This window comes from Mesorhizobium sp. CNPSo 4684, from assembly GCF_057784315.1.
The window spans coordinates 60,967-84,945 of record NZ_JBWLUX010000014.1 but is presented as its reverse complement, the minus strand read 5'-3'; the positions used below and the strand labels follow the sequence as shown (position 1 = coordinate 84,945).

Annotated in this window: 25 protein-coding genes, 1 pseudogene and 1 riboswitch; of the genes and pseudogenes, 14 read left to right on the top strand and 12 right to left on the bottom strand. The window is 63.8% G+C overall.

Going from position 1 to position 23,979, the window contains the following annotated elements:
- The first annotated feature begins 11 nt into the window (after positions 1–11).
- Both AC04SG_RS15200 and AC04SG_RS15195 read left to right on the top strand, forming a co-directional pair.
- The gene (locus AC04SG_RS15200; RefSeq protein ID WP_488551708.1) at positions 12–2,627 is read left to right on the top strand and encodes a TIGR02302 family protein; all 2,616 of its coding nucleotides are present in this window, start codon (positions 12–14) and stop codon (positions 2,625–2,627) included.
- A 41-nt stretch (positions 2,628–2,668) separates the two neighbouring features.
- Positions 2,669–3,040: a glyoxalase superfamily protein gene (locus tag AC04SG_RS15195; RefSeq protein ID WP_488551707.1), complete on the top strand. Its 372-nt coding sequence runs from the start codon at positions 2,669–2,671 to the stop codon at positions 3,038–3,040.
- Positions 3,041–3,063: 23 nt separating this feature from the next.
- On the opposite strand, the gene AC04SG_RS15190 is transcribed toward AC04SG_RS15195, so the two are convergent.
- A complete protein-coding gene (locus AC04SG_RS15190; protein WP_112562313.1) occupies positions 3,064–3,927 on the bottom strand; it encodes a LysR substrate-binding domain-containing protein in 864 nt (287 codons plus the stop codon).
- 286 nt (positions 3,928–4,213) lie between these two features.
- Between AC04SG_RS15190 and AC04SG_RS15185 the strand changes: the two genes are divergently transcribed.
- Entirely contained in the window at positions 4,214–5,164 is a 951-nt protein-coding gene (locus tag AC04SG_RS15185; protein ID WP_488551706.1) for a DMT family transporter, read from the top strand.
- Between the two features lie 6 nt (positions 5,165–5,170).
- On the opposite strand, the gene AC04SG_RS15180 is transcribed toward AC04SG_RS15185, so the two are convergent.
- The 3 genes from AC04SG_RS15180 to AC04SG_RS15170 form a co-directional block, all read right to left on the bottom strand.
- Positions 5,171–5,542, bottom strand: a complete 372-nt coding sequence (locus AC04SG_RS15180) for a response regulator (RefSeq protein WP_112562237.1) — start codon at positions 5,540–5,542, stop codon at positions 5,171–5,173.
- A 64-nt stretch (positions 5,543–5,606) separates the two neighbouring features.
- Positions 5,607–6,149 (bottom strand): hypoxanthine phosphoribosyltransferase, encoded by a 543-nt coding sequence (hpt, locus tag AC04SG_RS15175; RefSeq protein WP_192258290.1) that lies wholly within the window; start codon positions 6,147–6,149, stop codon positions 5,607–5,609.
- Between the two features lie 26 nt (positions 6,150–6,175).
- Positions 6,176–6,814, bottom strand: a complete 639-nt coding sequence (locus tag AC04SG_RS15170; protein WP_488551705.1) for a hypothetical protein — start codon at positions 6,812–6,814, stop codon at positions 6,176–6,178.
- Between the two features lie 180 nt (positions 6,815–6,994).
- On the opposite strand from AC04SG_RS15170, the gene ftsE reads away from it, so the two are divergent.
- From ftsE to AC04SG_RS15155, 3 genes are all read left to right on the top strand, one after another.
- On the top strand, positions 6,995–7,654 hold the full coding sequence (gene ftsE, locus AC04SG_RS15165) for a cell division ATP-binding protein FtsE (RefSeq protein ID WP_023685344.1): 660 nt from the start codon (positions 6,995–6,997) through the stop codon (positions 7,652–7,654).
- Positions 7,647–8,636 carry a cell division protein FtsX gene (locus AC04SG_RS15160; protein WP_488551704.1) on the top strand — a complete coding sequence of 330 codons (990 nt, stop codon included), beginning with the start codon at positions 7,647–7,649 and terminating at the stop codon, positions 8,634–8,636. The genes ftsE and AC04SG_RS15160 overlap by 8 nt, the downstream gene beginning before the upstream one ends.
- 134 nt (positions 8,637–8,770) lie before the next feature.
- On the top strand, positions 8,771–9,496 hold the full coding sequence (locus AC04SG_RS15155; protein WP_488551703.1) for a YdcF family protein: 726 nt from the start codon (positions 8,771–8,773) through the stop codon (positions 9,494–9,496).
- 5 nt (positions 9,497–9,501) lie between these two features.
- Here AC04SG_RS15155 and AC04SG_RS15150 read toward each other — a convergent pair whose 3' ends face one another.
- The gene (locus tag AC04SG_RS15150) at positions 9,502–10,134 is read right to left on the bottom strand and encodes a pyridoxamine 5'-phosphate oxidase family protein (RefSeq protein WP_488551702.1); all 633 of its coding nucleotides are present in this window, start codon (positions 10,132–10,134) and stop codon (positions 9,502–9,504) included.
- Between the two features lie 115 nt (positions 10,135–10,249).
- Here AC04SG_RS15150 and AC04SG_RS15145 point away from each other — a divergent pair, with 115 nt between their 5' ends.
- On the top strand, positions 10,250–11,155 hold the full coding sequence (locus AC04SG_RS15145) for a LysR family transcriptional regulator (RefSeq protein ID WP_488551701.1): 906 nt from the start codon (positions 10,250–10,252) through the stop codon (positions 11,153–11,155).
- Positions 11,156–11,245: 90 nt separating this feature from the next.
- Positions 11,246–12,046, top strand: a complete 801-nt coding sequence (locus tag AC04SG_RS15140) for a lysophospholipid acyltransferase family protein (protein ID WP_488551700.1) — start codon at positions 11,246–11,248, stop codon at positions 12,044–12,046.
- An 18-nt stretch (positions 12,047–12,064) separates the two neighbouring features.
- On the opposite strand, the gene AC04SG_RS15135 is transcribed toward AC04SG_RS15140, so the two are convergent.
- From AC04SG_RS15135 to AC04SG_RS15125, 3 genes are all read right to left on the bottom strand, one after another.
- Positions 12,065–12,691 carry a LysE family translocator gene (locus AC04SG_RS15135; protein ID WP_488551699.1) on the bottom strand — a complete coding sequence of 209 codons (627 nt, stop codon included), beginning with the start codon at positions 12,689–12,691 and terminating at the stop codon, positions 12,065–12,067.
- Between the two features lie 93 nt (positions 12,692–12,784).
- The gene (locus tag AC04SG_RS15130; protein ID WP_488551698.1) at positions 12,785–13,732 is read right to left on the bottom strand and encodes an aldo/keto reductase; all 948 of its coding nucleotides are present in this window, start codon (positions 13,730–13,732) and stop codon (positions 12,785–12,787) included.
- Positions 13,733–13,852: 120 nt separating this feature from the next.
- Positions 13,853–14,374, bottom strand: a complete 522-nt coding sequence (locus AC04SG_RS15125) for a gamma-glutamylcyclotransferase (protein ID WP_488551697.1) — start codon at positions 14,372–14,374, stop codon at positions 13,853–13,855.
- A gap of 121 nt (positions 14,375–14,495) precedes the next feature.
- Between AC04SG_RS15125 and AC04SG_RS15120 the strand changes: the two genes are divergently transcribed.
- Positions 14,496–15,494, top strand: coding sequence for a DUF2125 domain-containing protein (locus AC04SG_RS15120; protein WP_488551696.1), 999 nt, complete (start codon positions 14,496–14,498; stop codon positions 15,492–15,494).
- Between the two features lie 61 nt (positions 15,495–15,555).
- Positions 15,556–16,479 carry a sugar kinase gene (locus tag AC04SG_RS15115; RefSeq protein WP_488551695.1) on the top strand — a complete coding sequence of 308 codons (924 nt, stop codon included), beginning with the start codon at positions 15,556–15,558 and terminating at the stop codon, positions 16,477–16,479.
- A gap of 7 nt (positions 16,480–16,486) precedes the next feature.
- On the opposite strand, the gene AC04SG_RS15110 is transcribed toward AC04SG_RS15115, so the two are convergent.
- On the bottom strand, positions 16,487–17,422 hold the full coding sequence (locus tag AC04SG_RS15110; protein WP_488551694.1) for a prephenate/arogenate dehydrogenase family protein: 936 nt from the start codon (positions 17,420–17,422) through the stop codon (positions 16,487–16,489).
- A 4-nt stretch (positions 17,423–17,426) separates the two neighbouring features.
- Positions 17,427–18,545 carry a histidinol-phosphate transaminase gene (gene hisC, locus AC04SG_RS15105; protein ID WP_488551762.1) on the bottom strand — a complete coding sequence of 373 codons (1,119 nt, stop codon included), beginning with the start codon at positions 18,543–18,545 and terminating at the stop codon, positions 17,427–17,429.
- Between the two features lie 119 nt (positions 18,546–18,664).
- A riboswitch (SAM riboswitch) is annotated at positions 18,665–18,742 on the top strand.
- Positions 18,743–18,802: 60 nt separating this feature from the next.
- On the opposite strand from hisC, the gene metX reads away from it, so the two are divergent.
- The 3 genes from metX to AC04SG_RS15090 all read left to right on the top strand — a co-directional run bounded on the left by metX (position 18,803) and on the right by AC04SG_RS15090 (position 21,707).
- Positions 18,803–19,972 (top strand): homoserine O-acetyltransferase MetX, encoded by a 1,170-nt coding sequence (gene metX, locus AC04SG_RS15100; RefSeq protein WP_352557656.1) that lies wholly within the window; start codon positions 18,803–18,805, stop codon positions 19,970–19,972.
- A 79-nt stretch (positions 19,973–20,051) separates the two neighbouring features.
- The gene (metW, locus tag AC04SG_RS15095; protein ID WP_112562220.1) at positions 20,052–20,666 is read left to right on the top strand and encodes a methionine biosynthesis protein MetW; all 615 of its coding nucleotides are present in this window, start codon (positions 20,052–20,054) and stop codon (positions 20,664–20,666) included.
- A gap of 54 nt (positions 20,667–20,720) precedes the next feature.
- Positions 20,721–21,707, top strand: coding sequence for a glycosyltransferase family 2 protein (locus AC04SG_RS15090; RefSeq protein WP_488551693.1), 987 nt, complete (start codon positions 20,721–20,723; stop codon positions 21,705–21,707).
- A 90-nt stretch (positions 21,708–21,797) separates the two neighbouring features.
- On the opposite strand, the pseudogene AC04SG_RS15085 reads toward AC04SG_RS15090, so the two are convergent.
- A pseudogene (locus tag AC04SG_RS15085) lies at positions 21,798–22,049 on the bottom strand (DUF1330 domain-containing protein); the annotation flags it as partial.
- Positions 22,050–22,187: 138 nt separating this feature from the next.
- On the opposite strand from AC04SG_RS15085, the gene AC04SG_RS15080 reads away from it, so the two are divergent.
- A complete protein-coding gene (locus AC04SG_RS15080; RefSeq protein ID WP_112562217.1) occupies positions 22,188–23,123 on the top strand; it encodes a glycosyltransferase family 2 protein in 936 nt (311 codons plus the stop codon).
- A gap of 28 nt (positions 23,124–23,151) precedes the next feature.
- Here AC04SG_RS15080 and AC04SG_RS15075 read toward each other — a convergent pair whose 3' ends face one another.
- Positions 23,152–23,952, bottom strand: a complete 801-nt coding sequence (locus tag AC04SG_RS15075; protein WP_488551692.1) for a DUF1194 domain-containing protein — start codon at positions 23,950–23,952, stop codon at positions 23,152–23,154.
- Positions 23,953–23,979 lie beyond the last annotated feature (27 nt).

Here is a 23,979-nt window from a genome sequence, read left to right as displayed (position 1 = left end):
AGGAAGGGCCGATGACGGAAAGCCCCATTTCCAGCGGCGATCGCAGCCTGGCCGGACGGCTTGCTCTAAGCCGGTTGGCGACACGGGTCTCGATGACGGTCGAGCGCGGCTGGCCGCTGCTTCTGCCGCTGCTCATCGTCGCCAGCCTGTTCCTCAGCCTCTCCTGGCTCGGCCTTTTCCCACGCCTGCCTGACGTTGCGCGCATTGTCCTGGTCGTGGCGTTCGGCATTGCCGCGCTTGCAGCGCTCTATCCGCTGCGTTTCTTCAAGCTTCCCTCCGCCGCCGAGGTCGACCGCCGCATCGAGGCGGCCAACCAGTTGCAGCACAGCCCGGTGCTGGTGCAGACCGACCGTCCGAGCGGCAAGGAAAGCATCTTTTCCCAGGCGCTGTGGCGCGAGCACCAAAAGCGCATGGCCGACAAGCTCGGCGATCTTGGCGCTGATCTGCCGCGTGCCCGCGTGCCGGAACGCGACCCGTGGGGGCTGCGCGCCGTGGCGGCGCTGCTTCTGGTCACCGCTTTCGCCTTTTCCTTCGGACCGTCCGGCGGCAGGCTCTCCGATGGTTTCCGCGCCCATGCGGCGCGCGACATCGTTCCGCCGCGCATCGATGCCTGGGTGACCCCGCCGGCCTATACCGGCAAGCCGCCCATCTTCCTGACCACCCCAGTCATCGACAACAATGCCAAGCAGGCAGCCGCCACCTTTACCGTGCCGCAAGGCAGCGACGTCTCTCTGCGCGTCACCGGTGGCTCCGGCGAGGAAACGCTCAGCTTCGCCGACAAGAGCGGCAATGCCCGCGCCATCGACCCGACCGGACCGCAGGCGGCAGCGATCAAGGCAGCGGCGGTCAACCCGGCAACACCCAAGCTGCGCCAGTTCACCGGCAAGCTGACGGCTGACGGCACGCTGACGCTGAAATCGGGCGAAGCCGATCTCGGCCAATGGGCTTTCGCGGTGATCCCCGACAAGCCGCCGACGATCCGCTTCGTCGGCGAGCCCAAGCGCGCCGTCAACGGCGCCTTCGAGCTCAATTACCAGATCGACGACGACTATGGCGCGGCCACCGCCAAGGCGGTTTTCGCGCTGGCCGATCCGGCGGCGCCCGGTGCGCATCCGCTCTACGGACCGCCTGAAATGCCATTGGCGCTACCGCGCCGCGGCGGCAAGGCGAACGCCGCCAAGACCACCAAGGACCTCACCGAACATGTCTGGGCCGGCGCCAGCATCAAGCTGTCGCTTGTCGCCACCGACGATGCCGGGCACACCGCGACCAGCGAAACCAAGACGATTGTGATGCCCGAGCGGCCCTTCGCCAATCCGCTGGCGCGGGCGGTGATCGAGCAGCGCCGCCTGCTGGCGCTCGATGCCAACGCCAAGCCGCGCGTGCTCGACCTGATGGACGCCATCACGCTTCGGCCCGAAGACACGTTCGACAACATGTCGCATTACCTCGCCATCATGAGCGCCCGCAGCCGGCTGAAGATGTCCGACAGCGACGACCAACTGCGCAGCGAGGTTGCCTATCTCTGGGAAATCGCGCTCGGCATTGAGGAAGGCAATCTCTCCGCGGCGGAAAAGCGCCTGCGCCAGGCGCAGCAGGCGCTGCAGGATGCCATCAAGCGTGGCGCCAGCGACGAAGAGATCGAAAAGGCGATGAAGGAACTGCGCGAGGCGATGAACGAATTCCTGCAGGAGTTCGCCGAGCGCGCCAAGCAGAACCCGAACGCGCCGCAGATGCAGCAGAACGGCCGCGAGCTGCGCCAGAGCGACATCGACCGCATGATGGACCAGATCGAGAACCTGGCGAAATCAGGCGACCGCGACAAGGCGCAGGAGCTGCTGTCGCAGCTGGAAAACATGATGAACAACCTGCAGGCCGGTCGTCAGCAGCAAGGCGGCGAGCAGGACAGTGAGATGCGCCAGCAGATGGACAAGCTGGGCGAGATCATGCGCCGCCAGCAGGAGATGATGAACGACACCTACCGCATGGACCAGATGCAGCGCGGCCAAGGCCAGCGAGATCAAGACCAGCAGCAACAGGATGGCGACCAGCAGCTCGGCGGACAGGATCAGGACAAACCCGGCGTCGGGGACGACCGCGATCCGCTTGCCCGGCCGAAGTCGATGACGCCGCAGGAATTCGCCGATGCGATGAAGCAGCTGCAGGAAGGCCAGGGCCAGTTGCAAAGCGAGCTCGACAAGCTGAAGAAGGGCCTGGAAGGCATGGGCATGCAGCCCAATGAAGGATTTGGTGAGGCCGGCAAATCCATGGGCAATGCCGAAAAGTCGCTTGGCGAAGGTGAAGGCGACCAGGCAGTCGGCCACCAGGGCCGCGCGCTGGAAGCGCTGCGCAAGGGCGCCAAGGAGATGATGAAGCAGCTGCAGGCGATGCAGGGCGACCAGGGCGGTAGCCAGGAAGGCGGCCGCCAGCAGGACGCCGACCGCGATCCGCTGGGCCGGCCACGCGCCAGCCGCGGACCCGATTTCGGCGATTCGGTGAAGGTGCCGGACGAGATCGACGTGCAGCGCGCCCGGCAAATCCTCGAAGCGATCCGCAAGCGGCTCGGCAACGCGCTCAGCCCCGACATCGAGCGTAGCTATCTCGAGCGGTTGCTGGAGCTGAAGTAGCCTCCAAGGCAACATCCGTCGAACTGAATGGTATCAGCGCCATGCCGAAACTCGGTGCCGTAACGCCCATCCTGCGCATCTTCGACATCGCCAAGGCGCGCGAATTCTACCTCGACTTCCTCGGCTTCGAAGTCGAGTTCGAACATCGCTTCGACGACAATGCGCCGCTCTACATGGGTGTAATCCGCGACGGCTGCGTGCTGCATCTGAGCGAACATCACAGCGACGGCGCGCCGGGCGTGGCCATGCGCATCAAGGTCGAGGATATCGCCGCGCTGCACCGCGAACTGATCGGCAAGAAATACCGCTACGCCCGGCCGGGTCTCGAAACAACGCCGTGGCAGACCCGCGAAGTGACGGTCGGTGATCCCTTCGGCAACCGCCTGCATTTCTACGAGGATGCGGCAGGCTAGGCAGTTTCCCGGAAGGAGCTGTTCTAATCGGACCTGTTGACGAATGCGTCGCGGATCGCTTCCTGCATGCCGTCGATCGCCTCGCCTGATGCGTTCGGGTTGCGATGCATCACCACATTCGAGGAGTCGATGTGGCCGAACCCGTCGGCGGCAGTGAGCTCGCGACAGCCATCGGGAATGTTGCTGTGCGAGATCGGCGCGATCGCCAGGCCAGAGGTGACGGCGAGCTTCAGGCCGCCGGTGGTGTCGCTGGTATAGGCGACTCGGTAGGCCAGCCCGCGCTGTTCCAGCGATTTGATGGCGAAGTCCTTGCACCAGCCGGCCCGGTTGTAGAGCGCGATCGGCACCGGCCGCTCCTCATGCATGTGATGCAGGCTCGATGTCACCCACACCGTCGGATCGTGCATCAGCACCTCGCCGCCGCCGGGATCCTGCCATTCGAAGACCACGGCGAGGTCGAGCTCGCCGGCAGCCAGCGCCGCCAGCTGCGCGCCTGAATGCGCATAGCGCACCGTGACCTCAACCTTGGTGTGGCGCTTGGAGAAGGCGCCGAGCGCGCGCGACAGGATGGCGTGGCCATATTCCTCTGGAATGCCGATCCGCACCGGCCCGCCGAGAGGTGCCGCCGCCATCGACGCCGCCGTCTCGTCGAGCAGCGAGACGATGCGGCGGGCATTGACGATCAGTTCGCCGCCACGGCGCGTCAGGGCTACGCCGCGCGAACCGCGTTCGAACAGGCTGTCGCCGACCAGCTCCTCGAGCTTCTTCATCTGCATCGACACCGCTGATTGGGTGCGGCCGGCCTGCTCCGCCGCCCGGGTGAAATTGCCAGCTTCGGCAATGGCGACGAAGGTGCGCAGAAGATCGCTGTCGAGGGTTGGTCGCATCGAATCCGTCATAAGCAAATTTGATCGCTGGTATCATTCCAATTCGTTTGCAACATGTCAAACGCCGGACGATAGTCAGCCTACCCATTGGATATGCGGCCGCGAAATCGGTTGCGGACCAATCGAAGAGTCCTCACTCATACCCGCTGCCCGAAACGGTGGCGGGTTCTTTTTACCCCGCAGCCGGGCGGCTGGGGGCAGTTCAGATCAAATGGAAGAGCATGATGTCGTCCGAAAACCGCTTCACACTTTTCGGCATCATGCTCTAGGGGCCGGCAGCAACGACATGCGCAACCGGATCGTTCTCGGCATCATCAGCCTGTGCCTTGGCGTGCTGGTGTTCTCGCTCCAGGACCCGCTCGTCAAGGCGGTGTCGGGCGGCTATCCAGTCACTGAGGTGATGTGGATCCGCTCGATCGTCGCCTTGCCGATCCTGATCGCTCTCGTCCACGCCGATGTCGGCCTGCGGGCCATCGCCTCGAAGCGGTTTGGCCTGCTGACGATCCGCGCCTTCATCCAGTTCAGCTCCTATACGGTCTATTATCTGGCAATCGCCGCCTTGCCGCTCGCCGACGCGGTGGCGCTCTACTTCATGGCGCCGCTGTTCATCATGGCGATGGCCGGACCCTATCTCGGCGAACGCGTGTCCTGGCAGGCGCTCGCCACGGTGCTGATCGGCATGCTGGGCGTGGTCGTGATGCTGCGCCCGGGCGCCGGCCTGTTCGACTGGGCGGCCTTCTTGTCGCTGGGTTCGGCGCTGCTCTACGGCTTTTCGCAGCTGATGGCGCGCAAGATCGGCGACACCGAATCCTCAACCGTCATGGCCTTCTACCAGAACGGCGCCTATCTTGTCGGCGCAGCCGCGGTTGCCGGCACATTCTGGCTTGCAGGCGTAACCCACGCGGTCCATCCAAGCCTCGAATTCCTGGTGCGGCCATGGGTTTGGCCGACGACACCGGATTTCCTCAAGATGGCCGCCTGCGGCTTCGTCGCCTCGGCCGGCATGATCCTTCTGTCGCAGGCCTACCGGCTGGCGCCGGCCAACCGCGTGGCCACCTTCGAATACACGGGGATCATCTGGTCGCCGCTGTGGGGCTTTCTGTTCTTCAGCGAGGTGCCGCGCTCGACCACCGCCATCGGTGCGGCGCTGATCATTGGCGCCGGCCTGCTGGCGCTCAACACCGAACGGCGCAGGAGCGTGGCGCCTGCCCTTGCTGCAAGCCAGGATGCGGCTTGAATAGCGTCAGGCAAAGCAGGCCAGTGCCTGTTCGACGCGGGAACGGATTTCGGCCAGCGTGAAAGGCTTTTGAACGACATCGATAATGATGCCGTTCAACTCCTCGGCGCGCTCGCGCTGGTCGGCATAGCCGGTCATCAGCAGGATCTTCATCGCCGGGAAAAGCCTGGCCGCCGCGATCGCCATCTCGATGCCGTCCATCTCCGGCATGCGGATATCGGAGACGACGAGGTCGTAACCGCCGCCCGCCGCGCTGATCATCGCCAGCCCCTGCGCGCCATCGGCGGCAATGTCGATTGAATGCCCGGCGCGTTCGAGCGCGCGGGCGGCGAGGGTACGGACGGACTCATCGTCCTCGACGATCAGAAGCTTTGCCATGGGCCGGAATTTGGCGGGCAAAAGTTGACTTTTTCTGAAAATTTGAAACGTCGAAGGCCTTTTCTCAGGCGTCGCCTTTGACGACACCGACGAACGGCAATTCCCGGAAAGCGTGGGCGACGTCCATGCCGTAACCGACAACGAAATAATCGGGACAGTCGAAGCCGACATAATCGGCGTTGAGCTCGGTCTGGCGACGCATGCGCTTGTCGAGCAGCACCGCGATGGCGCAGCTTTTGGCGCCGCGCGACAGCATCAGATTGCGGGTGAAGGAGAGCGTCTTGCCGGATTCGAGGATATCGTCGATCAGCAGCACGTCGCGGCCGGCGACTTCATTGTCGATGTCGCGCAGCACCCTCACCTCGCCGCTGGTGGTGCCGGCGCCATAGCTGGAAATGAAGATGAATTCGACCTCCGGCGACAGCCCGACATCGTGCATGGCGCGAATGAGATCCGCGGCAAAGATGAAGGAGCCCTTCAACACCGAAATCACCAGCAGATCGTGATAGTCGCGCTCGGCGATCTCCTTGGCGAGTTCCAGATTGCGCCGCGCGATCGCGGACGCCGAAAACAGGACTTCGATGTCCTTGCCGCGCACAACTGGCATCAATAACCTTTCCGAGAGATCGTCGCCTAACCGGCGAAAGTGACCGAGACGGCCTTTACACCGTTTCTAGGCACGTCGAGACAGCTGGAAAAGCCGAATCTTTCGCCAGGCGCCAGCGAACGGCTGGATGTCCCCAACGTATAGCGCGTAATGCGGCTGTCATTGCCGGTGACGCGGATTTCCAGCGGCGGCAATGGTCCCGCCTTCACACCGTCATTCACGGCCTCGCCATCGACGAACAGCACCGGGGTGGACCCGGAAGCGTCGACATGCGAGGTGACGCCGGCAATGCTGAGTACGGCGCCCGCCGGCTGCTCAACCGCAAAGAACGGCGTCTGGCGCACCAAAGCGTGGCCGCCCGAGACCCAGAAAGCGGCGAGCGCCGCACCGACGCCGGCGATCCAGAAGATCGGCCCGCCACGCGAAGCCGGCGGCCGCACGGTTGCGGCTTCCGGCTTGCGCAGCATCTCCATGCCTTCGATCGACGGTGTGGCCACGTTGCGCGCAGGCGGCTGGATGGCATCCGCCCTCGAGACACTGCGTGACAGCACCTCATAATCGGCATCGACGATATCGGTCGCCATAGGACGCAATTCCGGCGCGACACTTGTCCCGGTCATGATTTCGCCGGAAACCGGGCGCGCGGTTCGTTGCTCAGCCATCATGGCCCCGCTGTTCGCTCTTCGTTTCTTTTGCGTAAATGGAAATGGTTAACGCTTCCCCACCGGAACCCTTGTGACGTATTCAAAAACAGCGAAAATTAACCGACGGTTAACCATGGCGGCCGATGGTCGTTGGACAGAAAGGGCTGGCACGCCGCCGCCACACATTTCAGGTCGTCGCACGTGATCCGCTTCGAAAATGTCGGCCTCCGCTATGGCATGGGTCCGGAAATCCTCCGCGACATCTCCTTGCACATTCCGGAGAGCTCCTTCCAGTTCCTGAGCGGGCCCTCCGGCGCCGGCAAGACAACGCTGCTGCGCCTTCTGTTCATGTCGCTGAAGCCGACGCGCGGGCTGATCACCATCTTCGGCAAGGACCGCTCGCGCATCTCGCGCGCCGAACTGCCGCATCTCAGGCGCCGCATCGGCGTGGTGTTCCAGGATTTCCGCCTGCTCGACCACATGACCACCTATGAGAATGTCGCCCTGCCGCTGCGCGTGCGCGGGCGCGAGGAAGCGAGTTACCGCACCGACGTCACCGAACTTTTGAAATGGGTTGGTCTCGGCGAGCGCATGCATGTGCTGCCGCCGGTCCTGTCGGGCGGCGAAAAGCAGCGCGCCGCCATCGCCCGCGCGCTGATCGAACAGCCCGAAATCCTGCTCGCCGACGAGCCGACCGGCAATGTCGACCCGCCGCTGGCGCGCCGTTTGCTCAGGCTGTTCATCGAGCTCAACCGTCTCGGCACCGCAGTGGTGATCGCCACCCACGATCTCGGCCTGATGGAGCAGGTCGACGCGCGCCGCATGATCCTGGCCGGCGGAAGGCTGGATATCTATGACTGAGCTATCGGCCGAACAGCTGCATGAAGCGGCCGCGGAGCAGGCCGCTACGCCGCAGCGCGTCCAGCGCCGCATGGCGCCGATCGTGCCGGCGCAGAACATTGCCGGCCGCGCTCTGGTGCTGGTCATCGCCATCATGACCTTTCTGTCTTGCCTGACCTTCGGCGCCGTCACACTCGTGCGCGATACCGCCTCGGTATGGGAAAACCAGATCTCGCGTGAGGCGACGATCCAGATCAAGCCTGTCGACGGCCTCGACATGGAGGCAGCCCTTGCCCAGGCTTCGCAGATCGCCAGTGAGTTCCCCGGCGTGAAAGCGACCAGGATCATCGACCGCGATGCGACGGCGCGCCTGCTGGAGCCATGGCTGGGCTCGGGGCTGAACATCGACGAACTGCCGGTGCCGCGCCTGATCATCGTCACCATCGACGAGACCAGCCCGCCCGACTTTGCCGCCATCCGCGCGGCGATCACGCCCAAACTGCCAAGCGCATCGCTGGATGATCACCGCACCTGGGTCGACCGGCTGGTCGCCATGGCCCGCACCACCGTCACCATCGGCATCGCCGTGCTGGTGCTGATGCTGTCGGCGACGGTGCTGACGGTGGTGTTCGCGACGCGCGGCGCCATGGCCGGCAACGGCCATATCATCGAGGTGCTGCATTTCGTCGGCGCCGAGGCGCGCTTCATCGCGCGCGAATTCCGCTGGCATTTCCTGGTCACCGGCATGAAGGGCGCTGCCGCCGGCGGGGCCGCCGCGATCCTTGTTTTCATCGTCTTTTCCTGGTGGTCGTCGCGCAACATGGCAACGCCGCAGGCCGACCAGGCCACCGCTTTGTTCGGCAATTTCGCCATCGGATCGGCCGGCTATCTCGGTGTCGGCCTGATGGTGCTGGTGATCGGCGGGCTGACGGCGGCGACCTCGCACGCCACCGTCGTCGCCTATCTCAGCGACATCGATGTCCGCCAGCCGGATGGGGGCTGAACCATGAGGGCAGGAGCGAATACAGTTCCGGGGGCCAGGGACTGGAATAACGGAGCGATCACGGATCGAAAACCGACGTAACGCAATGTGCGCTTTTTTCCTTATCAAAGCGGCATTTCAGGATTAACCATAGGATGATGGACGCGCGGAACTCGACCGGGACGGCTGGACAGATGCCAGTGGTGGGTGTGCGTTCACGTGTGCGCACCGGCCCGGGTCGTTTGCGGACGGTGCTGCGTCTCGCCTCCCTCTGTCTGCTGCTGCTGGTGGCGCTGTTTGCCGGCGGCTTCGGCTGGTTCGCCAGCAAGGTCAGCCACATGACCACCCCGTCCAATCCGGCCAAGGCCGATGCGATCATCGTCTTGACCGGCGGTCAGGCGCGCCTCGACGCCGCACTCGATCTGCTTGCCTCTGGCAAGGGCGAGAGGTTGCTGATCTCCGGCGTCCATCCCTCCGCCAGCCGCCGCCAGCTACAGGCTGCGACCGGCAGTGACAAGGCGCTGTTTTCCTGCTGCGTCGACATCGACCGCGCTGCGCTTGACACGATCGGCAATGCCCAGGAGAGCGCCAAATGGGTGGAGAGCCACGCCTATGGAAGCGTCATCCTCGTCACCAACAATTATCACATGCCGCGCAGCCTGCTGGAGATGAGCCGTCTGCTGCACGGCGCCAAGCTTGAGCCCTATCCGGTGGTCAACACCAACCTCGACAATGGCGACTGGCTGACCAAACCCGAAGCGCTGCGCGTGCTTCTGACCGAATACAGCAAATACCTGCTGGCGCTGGCGCGTGGCATCGTCCCGATCCGCCAGACCGCCGACAGCGTCGCGCTGGCCGAGGTTTCGACCGCAAAGGACTGAGTCGATTACCCCTTGGCCGCGCCGTCCGAGGCACCGCGCAGCCGCGCAATCTCCTGTTCGAGCCGCTCAATCCGCTTGTCGCGTTCGGCAAGTGCGGCCGCCACGTCGGCGGCCTCGAAACGCTGCGGAATGTGTTGCGGGCAATTGGCATCCCAGGCCGAGACCATGAACAGGATGACCTGCTCGGGGCGAGCCTTGTAATCCTGCGGCATCAGCTTTGCCAAAAGCTCGGCATCGTCCTCGACAACGCGCGCCGTGCCCCAGATCTTGACGCGCTGCCGATGCGCATAGTCGATGAGGAACAGGAATGCCTGATTGTTGTCGGCAAGATTGCCCTGGGTGATGAACTGCCTGTTCCCCGAGAAATCGGCAAAGCCGATGGTTTTTTCGTCCAACACCTTGAGGAAGCCGGCAGGCCCGCCGCGATGCTGGATATAGGGCTGGCCCTCGGCATTGGCCGTCGACAGGAAGACGCTGGTCTGCGCCGCGATGAAGGCGGCGAGGTCGGGCGTGATGTGGGCTCGCCATCCGCCGCGCTCCTCGGCGCTGGCATAACCCTTGCGCGACCCCTTGCGGGCCTGGATCGCCTTGACCGTCGGCGTGAAGGCGACATCGCTGGTGAAGGTATGAGCGTTCATGAAAGACTCCGCGAGGCCAAATCTCTGGCGATTGTGTGCTCCGATATAGGGGCTTCCATCTTCCGGATGTAGATGGCATATTCGCAACCTCTCCTTCCATTTTCTGGAAGCAACGATGGATCGCTTCGAAGCCATGTCGCTGTTCGTCGCCGCGGTGGAGGCTGGCAGCCTTTCCGCCGCCGGCCGCCGCTTCGGAATTCCGCTGGCGACGGTCAGCCGCAAGGTCTCCGACCTTGAAAAGCATCTGCAGACGCGACTGCTGAACCGTTCGACCCGGCAGTTGACGCTGACCGATGCCGGCCAGGCCTATCTCGCCGCCTGTCGCCGTATCCTGGGCGAGGTCGGCGAGGCCGAGCGCACCGCCGCCGGCGAATACAGCACGCCGACCGGCGACCTGTTCATCACCGCCCCGATCGTCTTTGGCCGCCTGCACGTGCTGCCCGTCGTCACCGAGTTCCTCGCGGCCTACAGCCAAGTCAACATCCGCCTGACATTGGCTGACCGGATAACCCAACTGGCCGAGGAGCATCTCGATCTCGCCATCCGCATCGGCGAGCTTGCGCCGTCGAGCCTGGTCGCTATCCGCGTCGGCGCGATCCGCCGCGTGGTGTGCGCCAGTCCCGCCTACATCGCCACGCACGGCATGCCACAGGCCCCGGAAGATCTGGCCGGGCATGAGTGCATCAGTTTCGAGGGGCCCTCCGCTCTCGCCAGTTGGAGCTTTGCCGGCGGCAAGGGCGAACGAATTGTGCCGATCCGCTCGCGGCTGCGCGTCAACACCGCCGAAGCGGCGATCGATGCCGCGATTGCCGGCGCAGGGATGACGCGCGTGCTGTCCTACCAGATCGCCGACGCGGTACGCTCTGGCGTGCTCGTCCCGGTCTTGCAGCCCTTCGAACCACAGCCATGGCCGGTGAGCCTCGTCCATGCCGGCCAGGACCTGCTGCCGGTGAAACTGCGTGCCTTCCTCGATTTCGCCGCACCGCGGCTGAAGCAGCGGCTGCTGCAGGCGGCGTGGTGAGCTGAAGGCTGGCTGCGGCCTTTGCGGCGTTTCCTTTTTGCCCGCGCTTGGTGTAACCAACGCACACCTCCTCAACGGGCCCTTCCCCGCATGCTCTATATCCGCTCGCTTGCGTTCAACCTCGTCTTCTACGTCAACCTGATCGTCCAGATGATCCTCTGGACCCCCTACTATTTCCTGTCGCCGCGCCACCGTGCCTGGTTCGTTCCGAAATTCTGGTCGCGCACCAGCCTGTGGCTCCACGACAAGATCGCCGGCGCCAGGAGCGACATCACCGGTTTGGAAAACCTGCCCGAAGGTTCCTTCATCCTGGCGCCGAAACACCAGTCATTCTGGGACGCGATCGCTTTCTTTCCGCTTCTCCAGGACCCGCTTTACATCCTCAAGCGCGAACTGACCTGGATCCCCTTCTTCGGCTGGTACATCATGAAGATGCGGATGATCCCGGTCGACCGCGGCAGCCGCTCCAAGGCGCTGAAGCAGGTCGTTGCCTCGACCAGGCAGGAAATGGCACGCAATCCGCGCCAGCTGATCATCTATCCCGAAGGCACGCGCCGCGCGCCGGGCGACGAGCCGGCCTACAAGTACGGCATTGTCGAACTCTACACGCAGCTCGGCGTTCCGGTGGTGCCGGTTGCCCATGTCGCCGGCCTCTATTGGCCGCGCCGCAAATTCATGCGCTTTCCCGGCACCATCAAGGCCCGCTTCCTGCCGCCGATCCCGCCCGGGCTCGGCAAGGACGAATTCATGGACCGGCTGATCGGCGAGACCGAAGCCGCCTGCGATCAGTTGCTGATCGAAGCTTCCCGCGCGCCGAACCCGCCGCCAATGCCGCCGACGGCGGTCAAGCGACTGGCCGAACTCGCTGCGGCCGCGAAGACCCAGGCCTGATCTCGACACGACTCGGACTTACGGCCACGCTACCAATGCCGTGGTCAGCACCAGTGTTGCCGCGAACACCAGATTGATGATCCGCGACGCCAGCGGCTGGCGCAGGGTGCGGGCGAAGGCCGCGCCGGCCAGAAGCCACAACACATGGATGGCGACGATCATCAAGGTGAGAACCGCGAGCCTCGCCGGAACGCCGAGAGCATCGACGCCGGCCGCCGTCGCGGAGCCGGCAAGGACCGCGGCAATCGCCACATAGGCCTTCGGATTGGCGACGGCGAGCAGGAAGCCGCCGAGGAAGGTTGGCAGCACCGCCCCGCTCTCACGCGCCGCCAGCGGCGGCGCCGTCGCTATTCTGAAGGCAAGATAGAGGATATAGGCGGCGGAAGCGACCGCCAGCACGGGCGCCACCCCCGGCATCGAGGTGAGGATAGCCGTGATGCCGGTGGCCACCACCAGCAGCACCGCAACCGTGCCGAGAATGATCCCCCAGGCATAGCGGAGCGAATTGCGCAGGCCGAAGGCTGCGCCTATCGCCGTGACGCTGATCGTCGCCGGGCCCGGACTGCCCATGACGACGGTTGCCGCCAGCACCAGCGCCAGCAATTGCTGCCAGGGTTGCGCCTGTGAGTGGATTTCTATGGCCATGCTGCTCCCTCTCCCACGATGCTGGAGAGCAGTGTGGCGAACCGGACTGCCGACGTCTTGAACGATCGTGCCGAACCTGATCGGCAGCCTTCGCTAGGCGCTGGCCTTGTCCAGCGCCGCGAGATCCTCCGCGCTGAGCTTCAGCGACGCCGCGCGCACCAGGCTGTCGACCTGGTCGAGCGTTGTTGCGCTGGCGATCGGTGCGGTGATGCCGGGCTGCGCCATCACCCAGGCAAGCGCGACTTCGGCCTGGCTGGCCGAATGCCGCGCCGACACAGCGTCGAGAGCCGCAAGAATGCGCATGCCGCGCGCATTGAGATAGCCCTTCACGCCACCGCCGCGTTCACTTTTGCCAAGATCGGCCTCGCTGCGGTATTTGCCGCTCAAAAACCCTTTGGCGAGAGCGAAATAGGTGATGACGCCGATATCCTCCGCCACGCACAGATCATGCAGCGGCCCGTCGAAAGACGAGCGATCATAGAGATTGTATTCCGGCTGCAGCACGGCATAGCGCGGCAGCCCGCGCAGGCTGGCCACATCGAGTGCGGCGCGCAACTGTCCGGCGTCGAGGTTGGAGGCGCCGATATGGCGGACCTTGCCCGCGGCGAGCAGCTTCTCGTAAGCGCCGAGCGTCTCCTCGTAAGGCGTGGTCGGGTCAGGCCAATGCGACAGATAAAGATCGACCACATCGGTCTGCAGCCGCTTGAGCGATGCCTCGACCGCCCTCTCGATATGGGCGGCCGACAAATCCTTTTTGCCTTGCCCCATATCCGAGCCGACCTTGGTGATGACGACGATCTTGTCGCGGTTGCCGCGGCTTTTCATCCATTTGCCGATGATCGTCTCGGATTCGCCGCCCTTGTTGCCGGGCACCCAGCGCGAATAGGCGTCGGCCGTGTCGATGGCGTTGAGGCCGGCGCCGGCGAACCGGTCGAGCAGGTCGAAGGAGGTCTTCTCGTCGGCGGTCCAGCCGAAGACATTACCGCCCAGAACCAGCGGCGCGATGAAAAGGTCGGTTTGTCCGAGACGGCGTTTCCGCAAGATGGGGCTCCGTGATGCTGGCGGCGGCGGGCGAACCCGAATGCTTCGGGCCGCAGCTAAGCTAGGTCTCGCCGCGCCGAGGTCAAAGGCCTCAGCTATCTTTTCCGGCGAGCCAGCACTTCACAAAGGCGCGACCCGTTTCGCCACCTCTTCCAGCCAGTGATCGCTGATACCGAGCGCTTCGAGGTGCTCGACCGCGCTCAGCACATAGTCCTCATTGTTTCCGGACTGGCCGATGGCGCCGCGGATGACGTTTGCCGCATGCGCCGCGTCGAGGCCGCCGGCATACTGCTCATGCTGGCGGTCGACGATATAGGCAACCGCCGGGACCGTTTTGCCGCCGTCGAGGCGAATGTCGAGCACACGCTCAAGGTAGACGCTGGTCACCAGTTCGCGCTCGCGCAGATAGGCAAGCACCTCATCGCGCAACTCACCGGGCACGCGAAACGCCAGCCCGATGCAGGAGCCGCCACGGTCGAGGCCAAGCACCAGGCCCGGCCGCTCGCGCGTGCCGCGATGCACGAAGGAGTAGACGCAGAGCGACCGGCGGTAGCCGTAAAGGCGGGCGCGCCGGGTCTCGACATGCGCGAATCCCGGCCGCCAGATCAGCGAGCCGTAGCCAAAAACCCAAAAATCGCCCATATCGCCAAGCCTGATTGCACGAGAGTGACGCCGCCGCATCGGAATCGGTGCTCTTCTGACTTTTGCTTGTTGCGTAAACCGCAGTCCACCCGCAACACGCCGCGTTAATGAAAGCCGCAGCATGACGTCAAGTGACGAACGCCCGTCGAAGTTGCGCCGCCGGCTGTTCTGGCTCGCCGCTTTGGCCGTTATGCTGTTCGGCGCCTACAGCGCCGTCTGGTTCTATGTTGCCGGCCGCGTCAGAAGCGAAGCCGACAAGGCGGTTGCGCAGCTGAATACCAAAGGCATCGAGGCCGGCTGCGCCAATCTCACCGTCAGCGGCTATCCCCTGAGCTTCGCCATTTCCTGTGATACGCTGGCTTACGAGGACGACGCCAGGAACGTCGCGGCCTCGACCGGCAGCTTCAATTTCGTGGCCCAACTCATCCGCCCGCTATCGCCCGCCGCCGAGTTGCGCGGACCGCTGCGCACATCGATGCCCGGGATGACCCCGCTCTGGATCGACTGGGACAATCTACAGGCCGGTGCAAAGCTGTCCTGGCCCTTGCCGCGCAGCATTTCGCTGCAGGCCGAAGGCCTGTCCGGCCAGACCGATCCGGCTGATGACACCGATCCGGTATCGCTGTTCAGCGCCGGAACTGCGGCGGGAGAACTGCGGCCCGACGGCCAGGACATCGGCTATGTCGGAAACTTCACCGATCTTGAGATCGATGCCGACGCGATCGGCGGGCGCGTGCTGCCGCCACTCGACGGCAGCGGTGACGCGACGCTGAAAAACGGCGTGGCGCTGATGAAGACCGAGGCAAAGAGCGTGCGCGGCCAGGCCGCCGACATCCACAAGCTCGATCTGTCGTCGGGAACCGCGCGCATCACCGTCTCCGGCCCGGTGTCGGTCGACGCCAATGGCCTGGTCAACGCCGACCTGACGATCAAGCTCAAGGATCCCAAAGCCGTGGCGGCAATCCTCGCCACCGCCATCCCTGAGCAGAAGAGCCAGATCGAACAAGGCTTTGCCGGCTTGGCTTTGCTCGGCAACGAGCCGTCGATGCCGCTCAAGGTGGTGAAGGGCAAGGCCTCGCTCGGCTTCATTCCTCTGGGCAAGATCAAGCCGCTCGATTAGAGCATGATCCCAAAGGCAGGAACCGCTTTGGGGGAAGATCCATGCTTAGCCAAGCCAACGCATGAGCCGGCCAGTAAAACTGCTCAGCGTTGGCGCGCTGACGCTGGACACCATCCTGCGCCTCGAAACCCTGCCCACGCACCAAGGCAAGTTCATCGCTTCGGACGGCGTCCAGATCGCTGCGGGCATGGCGACAAGTGCGGCCTGTGCCGCACGCCGTCTCGGCGCCGAGGTGTTCCTGTGGGCAAGTGCGGGTGACGATACCATCGGCGACCAGCTGATGGCCGGCATCGAGGCCGAGGGCGTCGATTGTAGTTTTGTACGCCGCGTTCAAGGTGCGCGTTCGGCGCTGGCCTCGATCCTCGTCGACGCCCATGGCGAGCGCGTTATCGTGCCTTTCTACGACCCGAAGGCGCAGGCTGATCCCGAGACGCTGCCTGTCGCCGATCTTTCCGGCTTCGACGCCGTTCTGGTCGATGTGCGATGGCCGGGCGCTGCCGCCCTTGCCCTGACCGCCGCGCGCGACGCCGGCAGGCCAGCGATCCTCGATGCCGACACAGCGCCACTCGAAGTGCTGGAGCTCCTGTTGCCGCTGGCGTCGCACATCGTCGCTTCGGAGACGGCGGCGCGCATTGTCTGCGGCCACGCCCTGGATCCGGAGACCGCCTGCGCCGATTTCGCCAGCCGCACCGATGCCTTCGTCGCGGTGACCGGCGGAGCGGCGGGAAGCTGGTGGCATGACCGGTCCTTAGGCTGCGTTCGCCACATCGCGGCGCCGAAGGTCAAGGCCGTCGACACGCTGGCCGCCGGCGACGTGTTTCACGGCGCCTTTACCGTCGGACTTGCCGAAGCCATGCCTATCGAGCAGGCCTTGCGCTTTGCCAGTGCCGCCGCCGCGCTCAAATGCCAGCGTTTTGGTGGCCGGCTCGGTGCGCCGGACCGTGCCGAGACAATGGCCATGGTCGCGGCGAGCTGGCCTGCCTGACACAGATTTAAGTCTTGGCTGGATGCTCGACCGCTTGGCGACCAAAATCCGGCACGTCGATATCCTGGCCGGCCTCGATGATCGAGCGGCGCACGGCGCGGGTGCGGGTGAACAGGTCGAACAGCTTATCGCCGTCGCCCCAGCGGATCGCCCGCTGCAGAAAGGCCAGATCCTCCGAGAAGCGCGCCAGCATTTCGAGGATGGCATCCTTGTTGTGCAGGCACACGTCGCGCCACATGGTCGGGTCGGAAGCGGCAAGGCGGGTGAAGTCGCGGAAACCCGAGGCCGAATATTTGATGACTTCGGTCTTGGTCACCGATTCCAGGTCGTCGGCCGTGCCGACGATGTTGTAGGCGATGATGTGCGGCAGATGCGAGACGATGGCCAGCGTCATATCGTGATGCTGCGGGTCCATCGTATCGATGTTGGAGCCGCAGCGCCGCCAGAATTCCGACAGTTTTTCGAGCGCGGCCGGATCGGTATCGGGCAGCGGCGTGAAGATGCACCAGCGGTTTTCGAACAGTTCGGCGAAGCCGGCATCCGGGCCGGACTTTTCCGTGCCCGCCAGCGGATGGCCGGGAATGAAATGCACGCCGTCCGGCACATAGGGCTGCATCTGTGCAATCACCGAGGCCTTGGTCGAGCCGACATCGGTCAGGATGGCGCCTTTTTTCAGCGCCGGCGCGATCTCTTGCGCCACCTCGCCCGACGATCCCACAGGCACCGAGACGATGACGAGATCGGCATCGCGAACCGCTTCTTTGGCGTCTGTTGTGTAGCTTTCGCCCAGGCCGAGTTCCTTCGCACGCGCCAGCGTGGTCGGGCTGCGCGTCGCGATGGCGACATGGGCGGCCAGGCCTTCGCGGCGGATGACACGGGCCAGCGACGAGCCGATCAGGCCGATGCCGACCAGCGCGATCTTTTCAAACATCGGTGATGTCATTGTTTCAGCTTTTCAGGAATGTCGTGAGGGCGTCGATCACGCCGCGATTGGCTTCTTCGGTGCCGACGCTCATGCGCAGCGCGTTGGGGAAGCCATAGCCGGTGACGCGCCGCAGGATGAAGCCGCGCTGGATGAGATAGTCGTCCGCCGCCTCTGCCGAATGCTTCTTGTCCTGCGGAAAGTGGATGAGAACGAAATTGCCGACACTCGGCGTCACCCTGAGCCCTAGCTTCGTCAGCTCTTCATTCAGCCAGGTAAGCCAGGTCTCGTTGTGCAACGAACTGCGCTCGACATGGGCGCGGTCGCGGATGGCGGCAATGCCCGCCTCGATCGCCGTCGCGTTGACATTGAAAGGGCCGCGGATGCGGTTGATGGCATCGACAATGTGCAGGGGACCGTACATCCATCCGATGCGCGCGCCACCAAGGCCGAGCTTGGAGAAGGTGCGGGTCATGACAACGTTCTGCGCGCTGCCGGCCAGCTCGATGCCGGCCTCATAATCGTTGCGCCGCACATATTCGGCGTAGGCAGCATCGAGCACCAGAAGCACGTTGCCAGGCAAGGCGGCATGCAGGCGACGGACCTCCTGGAACGGCAAATAGGTGCCGGTCGGATTGTTGGGATTGGCAAGGAAGACGATTTTGGTCCGCGGCGTAACCGCGGCGACGATCGCGTCGACATCGGCGCGCTCGTCGGTCTCCTTGACCGTCACCGGTGTCCCGCCGGCCGACTGGATGTAGATCTTGTAGATCATGAAGGCGTGTTCGGTGATGATGGCCTCATCGCCGGGCGCCAGATAGGTCTGCGCCAGCAGGCCGAGGATCTCGTCGGAACCGTTGGAGCAGATGATGTTCGCCGGGTTCAGGCCATGCACTTCGGCGATCGCCTCGCGCAGCCGGCGGGCGGTGCCATCGGGATAGACATCAAGCTTGGCAGCGACCTCGCGCGCGGCCTCGATTGCTTTCGGTGACGGGCCGAGCGGGTTCTCGTTCGACGACAATTTATGGACCTTGGCGACGCCGGCCGGCGCCGTGTTCTTGCCCGGCACATAGGCGTCGATGTCCATGATGCCCGCGCGGGGCGTCGGCCGTGCCTTGTCCGTAGTCTTGTTCATGTCGCAAATCCGTCGAGAATGCCTCCGTCCGGAGGCCGCAGCGGAAATACAAGCCGTGGCTCCGAATGTCGAGAGGCCCGGGCAATAGCTGGGCGTTGACGCCGGGCCGCGCGAGTTCTAGAAGAACGGAACAGTTCCGTGGTGATTTGGCCGGTCGGCTTGCAGCCACGTTAAACAACTCGCTAAAGGGCCGTTTGCGTGACGTAACCGGCTTTGCGATCGCATTGCCGGTTTTTTATTGCCTGACGGCGGGCAAGGAGAGTCACATGACCGCGCTCCGCGCCGCAAAAACCAACAATGAGGCCGACAACCCGTCGAGCCCGGTGTTGCGTTTTGGCCCTGACAAGCCGCTCAAGCTCGACGCCGGCACGCTGTTGTCGCCGTTCCAGATCGCCTACCAGACCTACGGCACGCTGAACGACGCCCGCTCCAACGCCATTCTGGTCTGCCACGCGCTGACCGGCGACCAGCACGTCGCCAACACCAATCCGGTGACCGGCAAGCCCGGCTGGTGGGAAGTGCTGATCGGCCCCGGCAGGATCATCGACACCAACCGCTTCTTCGTCATCTGCTCCAACGTCATCGGCGGCTGCCTCGGCTCGACCGGTCCGGCCTCGACCAACCCCGCCACCGGCAAGCCCTACGGGCTCGACCTGCCGATCATCACCATCCGCGACATGGTGCGGGCGCAATTGATGCTGGTCGACCATTTCGGCATCGAGAAGCTGTTTTGCGTGCTCGGCGGCTCGATGGGCGGCATGCAGGTGCTGGAATGGGCATCATGCTATTCCGAGCGCGTCTTCTCGGCGCTGCCGATCGCCACCGGCGCGCGCCATTCCTCGCAGAACATAGCCTTCCACGAGGTCGGCCGCCAGGCCGTCATGGCCGACCCGGACTGGCATGGCGGCAAATATTTCGAGCACGGCAAGCGCCCGGAAAAGGGGCTGGCGGTAGCGCGCATGGCTGCCCACATCACCTATCTGTCGGAAGCGGCACTGCACCGCAAGTTCGGCCGCAATCTGCAGGATCGCGAAGCGCTGACCTTCGGTTTCGACGCCGACTTTCAGATCGAGAGTTATCTGCGCCATCAGGGCATGACCTTCGTCGACCGCTTCGACGCCAATTCCTATCTCTACATGACCCGTTCGATGGACTATTTCGATCTCGCCGCCGACCATGGCGGACGGCTGGCCGATGCCTTTGCCGGCACCAAGACGCGCTTTTGCCTGGTCTCCTTCACCTCGGACTGGCTATTCCCGACCGAGGAGAGCCGCTCGATCGTGCATGCGCTCAACGCTGCCGGCGCGTCCGTCTCCTTCGTCGAGATCGACACCGACCGCGGCCATGATGCCTTCCTGCTCGACGAACCGGAATTGTTCGCCGCCATCAACGGCTTCATCGGCTCGGCGGCTCGTGCCAGGGGGCTCCGCGCATGACCCCGAACCGAAGGTCAGCGAACGCAAAAAGTTGCAGACTTTTCGCACCGGGATCATGCGCCATCCAAGGGGCGAAGCCATGAGTGTCAACCGCGCCCAGCGCGTCGACCTCGAAGTCGTTGCCGGCCTCATTCCGCCGCTCTCGCGGGTGCTCGACGTCGGCTCCGGCGACGGCCTGCTGCTCGAACTCCTGCAGGAGACCAAGCAGGTCGACGGCCGCGGGCTGGAACTGTCGCAGCGCGGCGTCAATGAATGCGTGGCGCGGGGCCTGTCGGTGATCCAGGGCGATGCCGACACCGACCTCGAATTCTATCCCGACAAGGGTTTTGACTTCGTCGTCCTGTCGCAGACCCTGCAGGCCACCCGCAACCCGAAGCTGGTGCTCGACGAACTCCTGAGGATCGGCAACCGCGCCATCGTCTCCTTCCCCAATTTCGGCCACTGGCGGGTGCGGCTGTCGCTGTTCTTCAAGGGGCGGATGCCGGTGACCGAGGACCTGCCCTACTCCTGGTACGACACGCCCAACATCCATTTCTGCACCATCCGCGACTTCGTCAACCTGGTCGAGGAGCTCGGCGCCTCGGTCGAGAAAGCCACCGCCCTCGACGGCAATGGCCAGAAGATCGGCCTGTCGATGCCATGGTGGTTCTGGAATTTCTTCGGCCAGCAGGCGGTGTTCTTGCTGAAGCGTTAGAAGGTGTCTTCGACTCGGCCTTTTTGCTATTCATCCTTCCGTTCGAGGCGAAAAATGATTCCAGAGCAATATTCAATTGTACTAGAGATGGAGAATGCCAAATCCATCGACTGGGATGAAATCGGTGTCGGACTAAAAGCGCTGGCGCGCGAGATCGTTGTCGTTTCCTCAACCGGCTTGGCGAGGCCAAAGGTCATTGTCTCGCATGGAGGGCAGGAATCGGACGCCGGTGCGCTGAGAACTAGTTTCGCAGCCGAAGCGCCAGAGTTGCAGCAGGTAGCTGACCTGGTCTTTGCAGCCTGCCCCGGCGGCCGCTATTACGACCTCAAGAACCATGCGATTCCTCGGGCCGAAGGGAATATCGTCGTTTTCATGGATTCCGACACGGTTCCCCAGACGACTTGGCTCTCGACCCTTCTGAGCCCCTTTCAAGATCCCGAAACCATCTGCGTGAATGGCCATACCTATCTTATGCACGATGATTTCTTTTCGAGAACCTTCGCTTTGATCTGGTTCTTTCCGATGGCGCGGGGAGACGAAAGATTCGCCTCGAAACGTGCCATCAATGCCAACAACATCGCCTTCCGGCGCGACTGGATAGCCGATCATCCCTTCCCAAAGCACAACGGCTTTAAGGTTTCTTGCACCCTGCTGATGCATCAGCTTTGGCGGGAGCGTCGTAAAATCGTGAATGTCGACGCGCGTTCCTATCACTACCCGCCGCGAGGCTGGCGCTTCTTTCTATGGCGCGCATTGGTAACCGGCCGGGATGCCGACAGGAAATTTGTCGAACTCCATTCGCCCAATCGCGTCCAGCGCATCGTCAAGTCCTTCAGCCGCTGGGGCACCATGTCGTGGCGCACGACGCGGCGCGTGATACGTCATGCGCCGCAAACGGGCATGCCGCTTTGGCAGGTTCCGTTTTCGCTGCTTGTCGGCCTCACATTTTACGCCCTGGCGTTTTTCGGCCATTTCAGCTTGGCGATAGGGCTCGTTCGCGACGAGATCGAAACCGTGCCGGACTATGTTGGGCACAGCTAGGCACCGAGAATAACGCCGTCATCCCTATCCAAGTACGTCGATGGCCTTGTGTGGATGCCGAACACCCTCGGCCAGCACCACATCGGCTTAGGAGTTGTCGGTGCGCAAGGCCAGAATCTCCCGATAGGCTGATGAATCGTACCAGCCCCGCGCATTCTCCCTGTCCGGAAACTCGATGACGATCAGATGCCCGGGCCATTCGTTCTCGATCACGTCCATGTCGCCGCCATGGACGAGAAAGCGCCCGCCGAACGGCTCCAGCGTGGCGTCGATCCTCTGCAGATACTCGACAATCTGCGGGCCCATTGTGACTTGGCGCATATGGGGCCGGCTTACGGGCATCCTCGCTCAACAGTTTGTGATGACATTGCCGCCGGTTTTTTGTAGCGTCGAATCGAATGCCATCCCGAGGTAAGGCTTGGAAGGCGAACCCATCAAAGCACCCGGATTCCAGGGAATTCGGGGCATAATCGAAGCAACATGTCCAAAACAACCGACCTCGCTCCGCTGATCTCGGTGATCACGCCGACGCACAATCGCCGCAGCAAGGTGGTGCGCGCCGTCGAGAGCGTACTGGCGCAGAATTTTGCCCGGTTCGAGCACATCGTCGTCGATGACGGCTCGACCGACGGCACGGCCGCGGCACTCGCCGAAATCCGCGATCCACGGCTGATCTATGTCGGCTCGAAATGGCGTGGCGCCAATGCCGCCCGCAATGCCGGCATCGAGCGGGCGCGGGCGCCGGTGGTCACATTCCTCGATTCCGACGACGTCTATCTGCCGGACCGGCTGGTGCGGACGCTGGAGCAGTTCGACAACAATCCCTCGCTCGAAGTGCTGATCAGTTCCTTCGTGTCGCTGAAGGGCAATCGCCGTACGAATTGCGTCAACCGCGAGGCTCTGCTGAGCCGCGACTCGCTGGAACGAGCCCTTGTAGCGCAGACCATCTTCATTGCTGGCTCCGCAATCACCGCCCGGCGCGAGTCGCTGCTGGCCATCGGCGGCTACGACAGCGACGTCACGCGCATGCAGGATCGCGAATTGCTGCTGCGCTTTGCCCGGCGCAGCGGCGCGCAACTCTCCGAAGTGATCGACTGGAAAAAGTACAATTCGGAGAATTCGATCTCCGGACAGCGCGATGGCTATGTCGAAGCCTATGCCAGTTTGATCGACAAGCACCCCTATATCGCCGACCGCTACCCCCACATTCCGCCCTACATGATCGCCCGACAGCTCATCGCCGATGCGCTCAAAGGCAGGGTTTCGCAGGCGTTCTCCGGCTATCTGGCCAACCGTTCGTCGAAGGCGCTCGGCTATTCGCTGCCGCAACTGTTTCGCGGCTATGTCGGCGGCCGGCGCTGGCGCCGCGATCTCTACGCCGAATTTCGCGACAAATACGGTGCGCGGCCCGCCTAGAGCTTCCCTCGGGAACTGTCTCTAGGCCTCATTTGTCGAGTTCCGGGAAATAAGGGTCGGAATAAAGCCGCCGGTCGCGTTCACCCTGCAGGCAGTCCATGGGCGCTGCCGCGTCGATCGTGACCACGGTCGCATCGGCAATGCCGCTCACCTCCAGGATAAGCTTGCGGCGTATGGCGGTGGCGAATTCGGAGGCCGCGTAGATCGGCAGCACGAAGGAGCCGGGCCCACCGGTGACGCAATCGTCATAATACTGGTCGAGATGGCTGAAGGTCGGTGACGGGCTGATCAGGATCGGCAGGCCGTTGATGACGATGCCCTTGGCCACCGCGGCGTCGCGTGTGGTGGCGACCGGCAGCCCGGTGTTGTTGGGACCGTCGCCGGAAATGTCGATCACGCTGCGTGGTGCGTCGAAGCCGGTGCCGTCGAAAAACCCGGCGCCGAAGGCAAGCGCGCCGGAAATCGAGGTGCCGCGAAAGCTGCGGAACGGCCGCGCGGCTATTTTGTCGGCGAAGGCGTCGGCGCTTTCTGCGCTGTCGATCATCTGCCAGGCGATGACGCCATCCTCGCGCACGACGCCTGCCCATTCGAAATAGGCAAGCGCGATGCGGCCGGTCGTGCCCGAGCGCACAGCCTTGATGAAGTCGGGATGCCTGAGCGCCTCGACATAGCCGGCACGCTGCAGCGCGAACTCCCGCTCATCCATCGACTGCGAGATATCGACGGCCAGCACCAGCTCGACATCGACGGCAACGGCATTGGCCGGGGCAGCCACGGGCGTGACCGGAGTGCAGGCAAGGCAGGCTAGCAGGCTGAGCGCATCGAGCATGGCCGCACCACGGATGTTTCGATCCGC

What these genes read in the sequence shown, in the direction of transcription:
- AC04SG_RS15200 (WP_488551708.1), top strand. Translation starts at nt 12, where the DNA reads ATGACGGAAAGCCCCATTTCCAGCGGCGATCGCAGCCTGGCCGGACGG.
- AC04SG_RS15195 (WP_488551707.1), top strand. Translation starts at nt 2,669, where the DNA reads ATGCCGAAACTCGGTGCCGTAACGCCCATCCTGCGCATCTTCGACATC.
- AC04SG_RS15190 (WP_112562313.1), bottom strand. Translation starts at nt 3,927, where the DNA reads ATGCGACCAACCCTCGACAGCGATCTTCTGCGCACCTTCGTCGCCATT.
- AC04SG_RS15185 (WP_488551706.1), top strand. Translation starts at nt 4,214, where the DNA reads ATGCGCAACCGGATCGTTCTCGGCATCATCAGCCTGTGCCTTGGCGTG.
- AC04SG_RS15180 (WP_112562237.1), bottom strand. Translation starts at nt 5,542, where the DNA reads ATGGCAAAGCTTCTGATCGTCGAGGACGATGAGTCCGTCCGTACCCTC.
- hpt (WP_192258290.1), bottom strand. Translation starts at nt 6,149, where the DNA reads ATGCCAGTTGTGCGCGGCAAGGACATCGAAGTCCTGTTTTCGGCGTCC.
- AC04SG_RS15170 (WP_488551705.1), bottom strand. Translation starts at nt 6,814, where the DNA reads ATGATGGCTGAGCAACGAACCGCGCGCCCGGTTTCCGGCGAAATCATG.
- AC04SG_RS15160 (WP_488551704.1), top strand. Translation starts at nt 7,647, where the DNA reads ATGACTGAGCTATCGGCCGAACAGCTGCATGAAGCGGCCGCGGAGCAG.
- AC04SG_RS15155 (WP_488551703.1), top strand. Translation starts at nt 8,771, where the DNA reads ATGATGGACGCGCGGAACTCGACCGGGACGGCTGGACAGATGCCAGTG.
- AC04SG_RS15150 (WP_488551702.1), bottom strand. Translation starts at nt 10,134, where the DNA reads ATGAACGCTCATACCTTCACCAGCGATGTCGCCTTCACGCCGACGGTC.
- AC04SG_RS15145 (WP_488551701.1), top strand. Translation starts at nt 10,250, where the DNA reads ATGGATCGCTTCGAAGCCATGTCGCTGTTCGTCGCCGCGGTGGAGGCT.
- AC04SG_RS15140 (WP_488551700.1), top strand. Translation starts at nt 11,246, where the DNA reads ATGCTCTATATCCGCTCGCTTGCGTTCAACCTCGTCTTCTACGTCAAC.
- AC04SG_RS15135 (WP_488551699.1), bottom strand. Translation starts at nt 12,691, where the DNA reads ATGGCCATAGAAATCCACTCACAGGCGCAACCCTGGCAGCAATTGCTG.
- AC04SG_RS15125 (WP_488551697.1), bottom strand. Translation starts at nt 14,374, where the DNA reads ATGGGCGATTTTTGGGTTTTTGGCTACGGCTCGCTGATCTGGCGGCCG.
- AC04SG_RS15120 (WP_488551696.1), top strand. Translation starts at nt 14,496, where the DNA reads ATGACGTCAAGTGACGAACGCCCGTCGAAGTTGCGCCGCCGGCTGTTC.
- AC04SG_RS15115 (WP_488551695.1), top strand. Translation starts at nt 15,556, where the DNA reads ATGAGCCGGCCAGTAAAACTGCTCAGCGTTGGCGCGCTGACGCTGGAC.
- AC04SG_RS15110 (WP_488551694.1), bottom strand. Translation starts at nt 17,422, where the DNA reads ATGACATCACCGATGTTTGAAAAGATCGCGCTGGTCGGCATCGGCCTG.
- metX (WP_352557656.1), top strand. Translation starts at nt 18,803, where the DNA reads ATGACCGCGCTCCGCGCCGCAAAAACCAACAATGAGGCCGACAACCCG.
- metW (WP_112562220.1), top strand. Translation starts at nt 20,052, where the DNA reads ATGAGTGTCAACCGCGCCCAGCGCGTCGACCTCGAAGTCGTTGCCGGC.
- AC04SG_RS15090 (WP_488551693.1), top strand. Translation starts at nt 20,721, where the DNA reads ATGATTCCAGAGCAATATTCAATTGTACTAGAGATGGAGAATGCCAAA.
- AC04SG_RS15080 (WP_112562217.1), top strand. Translation starts at nt 22,188, where the DNA reads ATGTCCAAAACAACCGACCTCGCTCCGCTGATCTCGGTGATCACGCCG.
- AC04SG_RS15075 (WP_488551692.1), bottom strand. Translation starts at nt 23,952, where the DNA reads ATGCTCGATGCGCTCAGCCTGCTAGCCTGCCTTGCCTGCACTCCGGTC.